This window comes from Paracoccus alcaliphilus (genome assembly GCF_028553725.1).
GTDB classification, from domain to species: Bacteria; Pseudomonadota; Alphaproteobacteria; order Rhodobacterales; family Rhodobacteraceae; genus Paracoccus; species Paracoccus alcaliphilus.
The window spans coordinates 3076061-3087771 of sequence record NZ_CP067124.1; the positions used below are offsets into that span (position 1 = coordinate 3076061).

11 protein-coding genes are annotated in these 11711 nt (G+C 64.4%); 4 read left to right on the forward strand and 7 right to left on the reverse strand.

Annotated elements, in window-relative coordinates:
- Positions 1–31: 31 nt before the first annotated feature.
- Positions 32–1831 (reverse strand): translation elongation factor 4, encoded by a 1800-nt coding sequence (gene lepA / locus JHW40_RS16000; protein ID WP_090612150.1) that lies wholly within the window; start codon positions 1829–1831, stop codon positions 32–34.
- Between the two features lie 145 nt (positions 1832–1976).
- Positions 1977–2891, reverse strand: coding sequence for a DMT family transporter (locus JHW40_RS16005; RefSeq protein WP_090612153.1), 915 nt, complete (start codon positions 2889–2891; stop codon positions 1977–1979).
- 236 nt (positions 2892–3127) lie between these two features.
- Here JHW40_RS16005 and JHW40_RS16010 point away from each other — a divergent pair, with 236 nt between their 5' ends.
- On the forward strand, positions 3128–3430 hold the full coding sequence (locus JHW40_RS16010; RefSeq protein ID WP_090612156.1) for a hypothetical protein: 303 nt from the start codon (positions 3128–3130) through the stop codon (positions 3428–3430).
- Between the two features lie 4 nt (positions 3431–3434).
- Positions 3435–4109, forward strand: a complete 675-nt coding sequence (locus tag JHW40_RS16015; protein ID WP_090612158.1) for an NAD-dependent deacylase — start codon at positions 3435–3437, stop codon at positions 4107–4109.
- Positions 4110–4115: 6 nt separating this feature from the next.
- Here the strand turns inward: JHW40_RS16015 and parA are convergent, their stop codons facing one another.
- Together parA and JHW40_RS16025 are read right to left on the reverse strand one after the other, a co-directional pair.
- Positions 4116–4751: a ParA family partition ATPase gene (parA, locus tag JHW40_RS16020; RefSeq protein WP_090612159.1), complete on the reverse strand. Its 636-nt coding sequence runs from the start codon at positions 4749–4751 to the stop codon at positions 4116–4118.
- A gap of 77 nt (positions 4752–4828) precedes the next feature.
- The gene (locus tag JHW40_RS16025; protein ID WP_090612161.1) at positions 4829–5152 is read right to left on the reverse strand and encodes an antibiotic biosynthesis monooxygenase family protein; all 324 of its coding nucleotides are present in this window, start codon (positions 5150–5152) and stop codon (positions 4829–4831) included.
- 131 nt (positions 5153–5283) lie between these two features.
- Between JHW40_RS16025 and JHW40_RS16030 the strand changes: the two genes are divergently transcribed.
- Positions 5284–6330, forward strand: coding sequence for a dipeptidase (locus tag JHW40_RS16030; protein WP_090612162.1), 1047 nt, complete (start codon positions 5284–5286; stop codon positions 6328–6330).
- 106 nt (positions 6331–6436) lie between these two features.
- Here the strand turns inward: JHW40_RS16030 and JHW40_RS16035 are convergent, their stop codons facing one another.
- Entirely contained in the window at positions 6437–7711 is a 1275-nt protein-coding gene (locus JHW40_RS16035; RefSeq protein ID WP_090612164.1) for a helix-turn-helix domain-containing protein, read from the reverse strand.
- Between the two features lie 111 nt (positions 7712–7822).
- Positions 7823–9052, reverse strand: a complete 1230-nt coding sequence (gene hemA / locus JHW40_RS16040) for a 5-aminolevulinate synthase (RefSeq protein ID WP_090612287.1) — start codon at positions 9050–9052, stop codon at positions 7823–7825.
- Positions 9053–9215: 163 nt separating this feature from the next.
- On the opposite strand from hemA, the gene JHW40_RS16045 reads away from it, so the two are divergent.
- Positions 9216–10601 carry a dipeptidase gene (locus JHW40_RS16045; RefSeq protein WP_090612165.1) on the forward strand — a complete coding sequence of 462 codons (1386 nt, stop codon included), beginning with the start codon at positions 9216–9218 and terminating at the stop codon, positions 10599–10601.
- A 323-nt stretch (positions 10602–10924) separates the two neighbouring features.
- On the opposite strand, the gene JHW40_RS16050 is transcribed toward JHW40_RS16045, so the two are convergent.
- The gene (locus JHW40_RS16050) at positions 10925–11569 is read right to left on the reverse strand and encodes a lytic transglycosylase domain-containing protein (protein ID WP_244519186.1); all 645 of its coding nucleotides are present in this window, start codon (positions 11567–11569) and stop codon (positions 10925–10927) included.
- Positions 11570–11711: the final 142 nt, after the last annotated feature.

Consider the following 11711-nt stretch of genomic DNA (forward strand, 5'->3'; position numbering starts at 1 on the left):
GCAAGGATGCCGGATCATGCGGAACGGGCGGTCAGTTATCCATCTTCAGCGCCTGAATGAAGGCCGTCTGCGGGATTTCGACCTTGCCGAACTGGCGCATCTTCTTCTTGCCGGCCTTCTGCTTCTCCAGCAGCTTCTTCTTGCGCGTGGCATCCCCGCCATAGCATTTTGCGGTCACATCCTTGCGCATCGCCGACAGGGTTTCACGCGCGATCACGCGGCTGCCGATGGCCGCCTGGATCGGGATCTTGAACATATGCCGCGGGATCAGCTCTTTCAGCTTCTCCACCATGACCCGCCCCCGCGATTCGGCCCGGTCGCGATGGACCATGATCGACAGCGCGTCCACCGGTTCGTCATTCACCAGGATCGACATCTTGACCAGAAAATCCTCGCGGTATTCGCTGATCTGGTAATCGAACGAGGCATAGCCCTTGGTCACCGATTTCAGCCGGTCATAGAAATCGAACACCACCTCGGCCAGCGGCAGGTCATAGACGACCATGGCGCGCGACCCGGCATAGGTCAGGTCCAGCTGGATGCCGCGCCGGTCCTGGCACAGTTTCAGCACATCGCCCAGATATTCATCGGGCACCATGATCGTGGCGCGGATGCGCGGTTCCTCGATATGGTCCACCAGCGTCAGGTCGGGCATGTCGGCGGGGTTGTGCAGGTCGCGCACCTCGCCATCCTTCATATGCAGCTTGAACACGACCGAGGGCGCGGTGGTGATCAGGTCCAGATCATATTCGCGTTCCAGCCGGTCGCGGATCACCTCCAGATGCAGCAGCCCCAGGAAACCGCAGCGGAAACCAAAGCCAAGCGCGGCCGAGGTTTCCATTTCATAGCTGAAGCTGGCATCGTTCAGCGCCAGTTTCTCGATCGCCTCGCGCAGCCCTTCGAAATCATTGGCATCGACCGGGAACAGCCCGCAGAACACCACTGGCTGGGCGGGTTTGAAGCCCGGCAGCGCCCGGGCGGCGGGTTTGCGTTCATGGGTGACGGTGTCGCCAACGCGGGTATCGCGGACCTGCTTGATCGAGGCGGTAAAGACGCCGATCTCTCCCGGCCCCAGTTCCTCGATATCGCGCATGGCGGGGGTCAGCACGGCCAGCTTGTCCAGCCGATAGCTGGCGCCGGTCTGCATCATCTTGACCTGATCGCCCTTGCGGATAATCCCGTCCATGACCCGGATCATCACCACCACGCCCAGATAGGCGTCATACCAGCTGTCCACCAGCATCGCCTTCAGCGGCGCATCGCGTTCCCCTTTGGGCGCGGGCAGCCGGGTGACGATGGCCTCCAGCACGTCGGGAATGCCAAGCCCGGTCTTGGCGGAAATCGGCACCGCGTCCGAGGCATCAATACCGATCACATCCTCGATCTGCTCCTTTACCCGGTCCGGCTCGGCCGCGGGCAGGTCGATCTTGTTCAGCACCGGCACGATCTCGTGATCGGCGTCGATGGCCTGATAAACATTGGCCAGCGTCTGCGCCTCGACCCCCTGGGTGGCGTCCACCACCAACAGCGAGCCTTCGACCGCGCGCATCGACCGGCTGACCTCATAGGCAAAGTCCACATGACCCGGCGTGTCAATCAGGTTCAGGATATAGGTTTTCCCGTCCTTCGCCGGATAGGAAATCCGCACGGTATTGGCCTTGATGGTGATGCCACGCTCACGCTCGATATCCATGCTGTCCAGCATCTGGGCCTTCATGTCGCGTTCGGCGACAGTGCCCGTCAACTGGATCAGCCGGTCGGCCAGGGTGGATTTGCCGTGGTCGATATGGGCCACGATGGAAAAATTGCGGATGAGGGACAGGTCGGTCATGGGCCGGGCTATACAAGGGCGGAAGGGTTACGGAAAGGGGATTTTTGCGGCGAGGCGCGACGATGGCACCCGCGTGGGGGGCGGCGCAGCCGGCCCAGCCTTTCCGGCCCCTCGACGGGGTTGGAAAGGCTTCTCCCGCCAACGGTCACAACTTGCCCGGCTGCATCGGTCCGGCACTGGCGCGGGCGGCGTTCTGGCGCTTCATCCGCCGCTCGCGCCACATGGTATAGCCACCCGCGACCGCGATCACCGCCGCCCCGCTCAGCGTCCACATATCGGGCCGCTCGCCAAAGACGATCACGCCCAGAATGATCGCAAAGACCAGCCGGGAATAGCGGAAGGGCGCGATTGCCCCGATCTCTCCGATCCGGGTGGCGATGACCATGGTGATATATCCCGCCAGACCAAAACAGACCGCCAGCACGGTGATGGCCGATTGCGCCGGGCCGGGCTGCGCAAAGCCCTGCCCGCCCAGCACCATCAGCACCGTCCCCGCGATCGCCATCGACCCGAAGGCCGAGGCCGTCAGCATCCCCGAGCCGATATGCACAGGCAGCCGCCGGGTGACCAGATCGCGCACCGCAATGGCCAGAACCGCGATCAGCGCCAGCACCGAACCGATCTGGAAACCCTCGGTGCCGGGCCGGACGATCATCAGCACCCCGACGAACCCCACCACAATCGACAGCCAGCGCCGCCAGCCCACCGGCTCGGCCAGAAACAGCGCCGCACCAAGCGTCATCAGCAGCGGCAGCGCCTGAAGGATGGCCGAGGCGACGCTGAGATCACCCATCGACAGCGCGGTCAGGAAACAGACTCCGGCAACCGCTTCACACAGGTTGCGCAGGATCACCGCAGGCAGCAGCAGTTCGCGCAGCCGCAGCCCCTCGGGGCCAAGCGCCACCCATGCGCCGAAGGCCAGCATCCCCAGCAGGCCCGCCATCAGCAGGATCTGCCCCACCGGCAGCCCGCGCGACAGCAGCTTGAGCAGCGTATCCTCGCAGGCGAAGCACGCCATCGACAGCGTCATCAACATCGCGGCGCGCGCATTCTGGTTCATGTCGTTCCATCCAGCCGCGAAGTCGGGCGAATCGCATCACCCCTTTTGTCACAAGCCATCGCGGCGGGCCAGCAGCCCGCACCAGATATTGCGCCGCATCGCGGCCATGCCACGATTACCGCGCCCAGTTCCCGATTGAGCCGGATTAACGATTTTGCTATCTTTATGGCCTAACAAGGGCAGGAAAAACCGTAACAAGCGGCCGCCCGGTATCGAGGACACGAGGAGACAGCCCCATGCTCAACCGCATCGCCATCGCGGCAGCCACCGTCGTGCTGACCGCCCCACTGGCCATGGCAGGCCCGATCGACAGCGCCTGCGTCCGCTCGGACCGCGCCCGCGGCAATGCGCCCCTGTGCGGCTGTATCCAGCAGGTCGCCAATCAGACCCTGTCGCGTTCCGATCAGCGCCGCGCCGCCAGCTTCTTCCAGGACCCCCACCGCGCGCAAGAGGTGCGGATGTCCAAAAGCGATTCCGACAACGCCTTCTGGGCGCGCTACAAGCGCTTTACCTCGGCGGCCGAGGCTTATTGCCGCTGATTCCATGCGTATCGTCATTCTGACCGGGGCCGGGATTTCGGCCGAAAGCGGGCTGGCCACCTTTCGCGCCAGCGACGGGTTGTGGGAAAATCACCGGATCGAGGACGTCGCAACGCCCGAGGGCTTCGACCACGATCCGGCGCTGGTCCATCGCTTCTATAACATGCGCCGTCAGGCGGCCCGACAGGCCCGCCCCAATGCCGCCCATCACGCCCTTGCCGAACTGGCCGGGCGGCATGATCTGACGCTGGTCACGCAGAATGTCGATGACCTGCACGAACGTGGCGGCAGCCCGCAGGTGATCCACATGCACGGGGAACTGAATCGCGCCCTCTGCGCCGGTTGCGGCCATCGCTGGGACGCGCCGCCGCTGATGCAGCCGCATGACGAATGTCCCGCCTGCACCGCCCCGTCCACCCGCCCCGATATCGTCTGGTTCGGAGAGATGCCCTATCACATGGAGCAGATCTGGAAGGCGCTGGATCACGCCGATCTGTTCGCGGCCATCGGCACCTCGGGCAATGTCTATCCCGCTGCCGGTTTCGTGCAATATGCTGCGCGCAAGGGGGCCGAATGTATCGAGATGAACCTTGAAGCCAGCGCCAATGCCCGGGATTTCGACCGCCGTATCCTTGGCCCGGCCAGTGTCACCGTGCCGGAATGGATCGCCAGCCTCTAGCCCCGGTCATTCCAGCGCGGCCAGAACCTCGTCGGTCAGCGCGGTGATCTCGGCCTGCAGGGGGGTATTGCGCTGTTTCTCGGTCGCACCCAGGCCCAGCCCCAGCGTCTCGGCATAGGCGACACGATTGGCCAGCTGCGCCGAGGCGACATCCGCGCCCAGTTCCGCAGCACTTGCGGCGACCTCGGCCGACAGCCGGGTATGGGGGCGCACCCGGTTCAGCACCACCAGCACCGGCGATTTTTCGCGCCGCGCCAGATCCAGAACGCCCTCGGTCGCCCAAAGATCGACATGGCTGGCGGCCACCGGCACGATCACCAGATCCGCCACGCGCAAAGCCGGGCGAAGGTCGCTGTCGATCTTGGGCGGCGTGTCGATAATGACGAAATCAAAGCGTTTCTTCAGCTTTTCCGATTCATAGCTGGCCCCCCAGGCCGACGAGGTCGAGAAATCCATCGCCTCGTCCTCGCCCCGCGCCTGCATCCGCTCGACGAACCAGCGGCCCATGCTGCCCTGCGGATCGGTATCGATCAGCGCCACCGAATGACCGCGCTGATGCAGACTGACGGCCAGATTGACGGCGATGGTGGTCTTGCCCGACCCGCCCTTCTGCTGCGCAACCGTTATGATCCTGCCAGACATCGCCGCCCCTCCGCCTTGTTATGGGCCGAGAATAACGCGGCTTGCGGCGATTGCACGATCAATTTGCAGATGCAGCATCAATCCTGAAAAACCGCCTGCACCTCGTACATGACCGGCTCGAAGCTTTTGCACATGCCGTTGATCTGGCGATTGCGCTCGCGCATTTCCGGGCTGCGCAGCATCGCCTGATAATCGCGACGGTCGCGCCATTGCGAATAGGTGGCGATCCGCGTCTGCGCGTCGTTCAGATGGATCGCCCCCGAGACGAAACCCGGCTGGCGGCTGATCACCTCGTCCCAGGCGATGTTCAGCAGATCGAGCACGTCATGGGCGCTGCCCGGCGTGACATCGAAGGTGCAGATCACGGTCTGGCCGTCGAAATCCTGACGGATATATGGCATGGCTTGTCCTCCGCTCTGGCTGTGCCCGACACCAGATTAGGCGGGATTTGCGGCGCTGCAAGCGTGAAGGCGTTGCCGGGCCCCGCGCCCGGGTGCATGGTCGGGGCGAAATTTCGGACAAGGAGCGCAGCATGATCCCGGTTTTCGACGGCCATAACGATTTCCTTCAGCGCGTCACCGCCGCCGGTGCGCAGGGCGTGCAACTGTGGCTGGAGGGCGACGGGACCGGCCATCTGGATCTGCCGCGGATGAAGGCGGGCGGAATGGTCGGGGGCTTTTTCGCGATCTGGGTGCCCTCGCCCGCCGGGCCGAACGATGCCGAGGCCATGCGGCTGATGGAGAACCCGCCCTTTGCCCTGCCCCTGCCCGACCCGATCGGCTGGGCCGAGGCCCTGCCCCCGGCCTTTCAGCAGGCAGCGGCACTGCGCGCGCTGGAGCTCAGCGGCACGCTGGATGTGGTCAGCTGCGCAGCGGATATCCGTGACAGCATCGCCGCCGGGCGCATCGCGGCGGTGATGCATATGGAAGGGGCCGAGGCGATCCGCGACATGGACGCGCTGCATCTGTGGCACGCGGCCGGGCTGCGGTCTCTGGGGCCGGTCTGGTCGCGCCCGACCGCTTTTGCCGAGGGCGTGCCCTTCGCCTTTCCCGCAGGACCCGATATCGGCGGCGGGCTGACAGGCGCCGGGCAGGATCTGGTGCGCGAATGCGACAGTTTGCGGATCATGCTGGACCTGTCGCATCTGAACGAGGCCGGTTTCGACGACATCGCCCGCCTGTCCGACATGCCGCTGGTGGCCAGCCACAGTTGCGCCCATGCGATCTGCCCCAGTGCGCGCAACCTGACCGACCGGCAATTGGGGGTGATCGCCGACAGTGGCGGGCTGGTCGGGCTGAATTTCGCCTCGAGCTTTCTGCGCGAGGATGGCCGGCGCCTGCCCTTGCAGGATCTGGACGTCATGCTGCGGCATCTGGATCATCTGCTGGCGATTCTGGGCGAGGATGGCGTGGCGCTGGGGTCAGATTTCGACGGCGCGCTGATGCCGAAGGATCTGGCCGATGCCAGCGCCCTGCCAAAGCTGATCGAAGTGATGCGCCCGCATTATGGCGAGGACCTGACCCGCAAGATCGCCGCCGGGAACTGGATCGGGCTGCTGGAGCGGGTCTGGGGGCGGTAGGCCCGCCACCGGCGATGTCTTTGCAAAGCGGGGGCGCTGCCCCCGCACCCCCGAGGTATTTGGCAGGAGTGCGAGGGGCGGGCGATTTGCTGCGGACCCTTGCGGGTCATTCCGTGGTCGATTGATCCGCCGCAGTGATGCCGGTTTCGGCGCGGGCGACGGCGATCATCTGCGCCAGTTCCGGATCCGCGTTCAAGTCGGCGAAGGCATAGGTGGCGGTCACGTCGTCGGGCGACAGTTTCACATTGCGTACCACCTGCGGCCCCGGCGCAACCGGGCCATAGGTGCGCCCGTTCACCGCGAAATAGACCGCGCCGGAATTGCCGGTGCGCAGCAGGGGCGGTTCTTCGAGGCTGGGAACGGTAAAGCGTTCGCCGGCATCCATGATCTTTTCCAGCAGCACCGTGCCATCGGCCGAGGTGACGCGGACCCATGCCGGACGCGCCGCCAACAGCTCGATCGCGGGGGCGTCCTCGGCGATGGTGCGGACCTGCAAATCCTCTTGCCCGATCTGCGGGCCATAGGCCATCGCATCGGCCAAGGTGGTCGGGCCGTTCTCGGGATTGGCGGCGGGCGTTTCGCCGCCCTGCGCCGCCTCGGCCGCCAGTTCCGACACGGTCAGGCCGGGATCGATGGCGGCAATCGGCCCATCACGCGCGGTCAGCACCGGCGCTTCGAGGATCTGCGGGCGGTAAAGGCGGTCGAGGATCTGCGGCTGCGGCAGGTTCTGCACCAGATCGGCGGTATCGCCCGATTCCAGCGGCGGCTCTGGCAGGGCTGCTCCCTCGGCCGGGTCCAGCGCCGCCACCACGCCCGGCGCATCGTCGCCCGGCGTCAGCGTGACGCGCTGCACCTCTTGCAGGACGGACCAGCCACCATAGGCCAGCCCGCCGACCAGTGCCACCAGAACCAGAATCGATCCCAGCGCCCTAGGCTCGACCGAGGACCAGAAGCTTTCCTGTTGCGGAATGAACAGCGCACGCGGATTGGCCAGCGCCTCGGCCGGGTCCGAGGGACGCCGCGCGGGTTTCGGCCCCGAGGCCGCCGGGGCCATCCCATGCGTCGGCTGAAAGCCCGACTCGGTGCAGAAGCGGCGGAAGGTCCAGTCCTGATCCATGCCCAGATAACGGGCATAGGAACGCACATAGCCCGCCACGAAGCTGGGCGTATCGAAGGCGCTTATGTCACAATTCTCGATCGCGGCGATGTAAGAGGCGCGGATACGCAACTCTCGCTGAACGTCCAGAAGCGACTTGCCCAATGTCGCCCTTTCGCCCCGCATGACGTCGCCAAGGCGCGTATCATCGTCGTCGAGGAAGTCCTGAAATTCCTCCACCTGCGAATATCCTTCTGACGGGTCTTCTGCCCGCAGCCTGCTCATTTACGTCTGCCCCATTCGCCCGTTAACCCTATCGCCCGAATCGGGACGATAGCAGTGTTTGATTACTGCAAGGTTATCACGGGCGCGAGAGCAGTTCACCCGCCGATTTCATCAGGCGGTCATTTCCTGACGATTGAGCGCGCATTGCGACCACAGCGCATCCATGGCGCGCACCAGATGGTCGATCTGCCGGGCATCATGCACCGGCGAGGGGGTAAAGCGCAGACGCTCGGTCCCGCGGGGCACGGTGGGGAAGTTGATCGGCTGGACATAGATGCCATAGTCGCGCAGCAGCAGGTCCGACAGCGATTTGCAATGGACCGGGTGGCCGACATGGACCGGCACGATATGGCTGCCGTGGTCGATGATCGGCATCCCCAGCGATTTCAGCCGCATTTTCAGGATTCGCGCATGCAATTGCTGGGCATCGCGCAGATGCTGGCCTTCCGCGCCCTTCAGGAACCGGATCGAGGCCGCCGCCCCCGCCGCCACCGCAGGCGGGATCGAGGTGGTGAAGATGAAGCCGGGCGCATAGGACCGGATCGCGTCGCACATCCGGGCCGAGCCGGCGATATAGCCGCCAAAGACGCCGAACGCCTTGCCAAGCGTACCGTTGAAGATGTCGATGCGATGGGTCAGGCGGTCACGCTCGGCCACGCCGCCGCCGCGTGGGCCATACATGCCGACCGCGTGAACCTCGTCCAGATAGGTCAGCGCGTTGAATTCATCGGCCAGATCGCAGATCGCGGAAATAGGGGCGAAATCCCCATCCATCGAATAGATCGATTCGAAGGCGATCAGCTTGGGCGCCGCCGGATCATCCGCCGCCAGCAATTCGCGCAGATGCGCGACATCGTTATGGCGGAAGATGCGCTTGGCGCCGTCGAACCGCTTGATCCCCTCGATCATCGAGGCGTGGTTCAGTTGGTCGGAATAGATGATCAGCCCCGGAAACAGCTTGCGCAGGGTCGAAAGCGTCGCGTCATTGGCGGTATAGGCGCTGGAGAACACCAGCGCGGACTCCTTGCCATGCAGATCGGCCAGCTCGGCCTCAAGCCGCTTGTGATGGACAGTCGTGCCCGAGATGTTGCGGGTGCCGCCCGATCCGGCACCGACGGCATCAAGCGCCTGATGCATTGCCTCCAGAACCACCGGATGCTGGCCCATGCCCAGATAATCATTGCCGCACCAGACGGTGATTTCCCGCGTCGAGCCATCCGGACGGGTCCAGGTAGCCTGCGGAAAATGGCCTTTCGTCCGCTCGATATCGATGAAGGTGCGATAGCGCCCCTCCTCGTGGAGACGTCCGATGGCCTGGTCAAGTGCCGCATCATAATTCATCGCGGGCGTTCCCTTGCGTTGCTTGCTGGGTGCGATCATTGTCAGATCACGCGAGGCCACACCTTGATAGAGATCAAAACGCGAAAATGACAGGCCGAATTTGTCGCACCCCGACGAAAGGCCGATGGGAATACCCAAGCAAAACAGTCGGAAAGGACATCGAATGAGCAAGGATGCACAGCTGGACGGAATGCTGGCCGAACTGGATCGCGGGCACGATGCCGCCTTGCAGCGGCTGCTGGAGTTCCTGCGCATCCCCTCGGTCTCGACCGATCCGGCCCATCGTGGCGATGTACGCCGCGCCGCCGAATGGTTGTGCGATCAGCTGCAACAGCTTGGTTTTCAAGCACAGATTCGCGACACGCCGGGCCATCCGATGGTTGTCGCCCATTCCCAAAAAGGCGATGCGCGACCGGTCCTGTTCTATGGCCATTACGACGTGCAGCCGGTCGATCCGCTGGAACTGTGGGACCGCCCGCCCTTCGAGCCCGAAATCCAGCAGACCCCGGAAGGCGCGGTGATCCGTGGCCGGGGCGCCTCGGACGACAAGGGCCAGCTGATGACCTTCATCGAGGCCTTCCGGGCATGGAAGGCCGTTCACGGCGAACTGCCCTCGGATCTGACCCTGCTGTTCGAGGGCGAGGAAGAATCAGGCTCTCCGTCGCTGCGCCCATTCCTGCACGAAAATGCGGCGGAACTGAGAGCCTCACTGGCGATGATCTGCGACACCGGACTCTATGCCGATGGCCGCCCCGCGATCACCACTCAACTGCGCGGGCTGGTCGGAGAAGAGGTGATCATCCGCGGCGCCGATCGCGACCTGCATTCGGGCAGCTTCGGCGGGCTGGCGGCCAATCCGGTAATGGTGCTGGCACAGGCACTGGGCGCGCTGAAGGATGGAACCGGGCGCGTGACCCTGCCCGGCTTTTATGATGGCGTGACCGATCTGCCGCCCGAATTGCGCCGCGACTGGCAGGCGCTTGGCTTCGATGCAGGCGATTTTCTGGGCAGGGTCGGGCTGAGCGAACCGATCGGCGAAAAGGGCCGGATGCCGCTGGATATGGTCTGGAACCAGCCCACCGCCGAAATCAACGGCATCGTCGGCGGCTATGCGGGCGAAGGCTTCAAGACCGTCCTTCCGGCCGAAGCCCGCGCCAAGGTCAGCTTCCGCCTGACCGGCAGTCAGGACCCTGAAAAGATCCGCGACGCCTTCCGCGATCATATCCGACGCTTCCTGCCCGCGGATTGCACAGTCGAATTCACCAATCACGGCGGCAGCCCGGCCAGCGTGATGGATATTTCGGACCCGGCCTTCGCCTCCGCCCGCGCCGCGCTGAGCGAGGAATGGGGCCGCGAGGCCGCTTTCATCGGTGCGGGTGGCTCCATCCCCGTCGCGGGCGATTTCAAAGAGATCCTCGGCATGGATTCGATGCTGATAGGCTTTGGCCGCGACGATGATCGCATCCATTCACCGAACGAGAAATACAACCTGGAAAGCTTTACCAAAGGCGCGCGGTCATGGGTACGCATCCTCGCAACTCTGCGCTGAGCCGTGATGGAGGGCAAAAGGGGGCTTTGCCCCCTCGGCCCGTGCCGGGCCTCACCCCCAAGGTATTTTTCAGGAGCGCGAGGGGCGTTAACCGCCACTTAATCTTTCTGTGTCATCACGAAAAAGCGGTACAGGCGGAGGCGCCGATGACCGCAGGAGAGCGAGGCACCCTGGTTCCTGCCCTGATCGATGGAACAATGTACGGGCCGGAACCGGGGTGACCTTCAGCCCTCGCACTCCTGAAAAATACCTCGGGGTGAGGGGTGTCGAAGACGCGCCGAGGGGCGGAGCCCCTTTTTTGCTGCGTTTGCACCGCTATCCGATCAGGTATCGGTCTTTGCGCTGCAATAGCTCTGACTGCTGGTCCAGGCTGCAATATCGGCGCGTTTCGAAGAGTTGCGCATCGGCGCCCAGTCCCGGGCCACACCGCGCCAGCCGTTGCCGTCATGGGCGACCGCATTGTCGCGGCCCACCTGGCGGGACATGATCCGCACCGCGCAGGTCATGTTATCGGCCCCATCGGTGATATTGCCCGAACAGCCGTAATGGTTCCATGTCGCGGGCGCGATCTGCATCAGGCCCAGCCATTTGCCGCCGCCGCCGCGCGCGCCCGGATTATAGGTGCTTTCATGCTTGGCCACTGCCGACAGCAGGCCGGCCCAGAAAGCCTTGCGCCCGGTCTGGCCCAGTTCGGCGTAATTGGGGCAGAAGCTGTCGATATCGGCGGGCACCTGCGACAGGATCGTCACGCCTTCGCGGTCCAGAGCCGTCAGCGTCGCTTTCGTCCACGCATCAGAGCCGCCATTCCCCTGCCAGCGCATCGGGGGATTGGCCGCCAGCGCCATTTGCTGCGCCTCTTGCCGGGCGATCTCTTGTGTCGAGGGGCCGGATGTATTGCAGGCGGCAAGAAGGGCAAGGGTGGCCAGAGCGAGCGCAGGGCGCATACGAACCTCATCGGGCTGTTTCATCTGACACATGCCCATAGCCGCAAGACGGATTCACGCAAGCGTGCCGATAGCGCATCGGCGGGATCACGCCAATCAACAGCCTGACGACAGCCTGAATCCGCCGCGGCAGGGCATGCGTTCAACGCAATGTCATTGTCCCACT

What these genes read in the sequence shown, in the direction of transcription:
- lepA (WP_090612150.1), bottom strand. Translation starts at nt 1,831, where the DNA reads ATGACCGACCTGTCCCTCATCCGCAATTTTTCCATCGTGGCCCATATC.
- JHW40_RS16005 (WP_090612153.1), bottom strand. Translation starts at nt 2,891, where the DNA reads ATGAACCAGAATGCGCGCGCCGCGATGTTGATGACGCTGTCGATGGCG.
- JHW40_RS16010 (WP_090612156.1), top strand. Translation starts at nt 3,128, where the DNA reads ATGCTCAACCGCATCGCCATCGCGGCAGCCACCGTCGTGCTGACCGCC.
- JHW40_RS16015 (WP_090612158.1), top strand. Translation starts at nt 3,435, where the DNA reads ATGCGTATCGTCATTCTGACCGGGGCCGGGATTTCGGCCGAAAGCGGG.
- parA (WP_090612159.1), bottom strand. Translation starts at nt 4,751, where the DNA reads ATGTCTGGCAGGATCATAACGGTTGCGCAGCAGAAGGGCGGGTCGGGC.
- JHW40_RS16025 (WP_090612161.1), bottom strand. Translation starts at nt 5,152, where the DNA reads ATGCCATATATCCGTCAGGATTTCGACGGCCAGACCGTGATCTGCACC.
- JHW40_RS16030 (WP_090612162.1), top strand. Translation starts at nt 5,284, where the DNA reads ATGATCCCGGTTTTCGACGGCCATAACGATTTCCTTCAGCGCGTCACC.
- JHW40_RS16035 (WP_090612164.1), bottom strand. Translation starts at nt 7,711, where the DNA reads ATGAGCAGGCTGCGGGCAGAAGACCCGTCAGAAGGATATTCGCAGGTG.
- hemA (WP_090612287.1), bottom strand. Translation starts at nt 9,052, where the DNA reads ATGAATTATGATGCGGCACTTGACCAGGCCATCGGACGTCTCCACGAG.
- JHW40_RS16045 (WP_090612165.1), top strand. Translation starts at nt 9,216, where the DNA reads ATGAGCAAGGATGCACAGCTGGACGGAATGCTGGCCGAACTGGATCGC.
- JHW40_RS16050 (WP_244519186.1), bottom strand. Translation starts at nt 11,569, where the DNA reads ATGAAACAGCCCGATGAGGTTCGTATGCGCCCTGCGCTCGCTCTGGCC.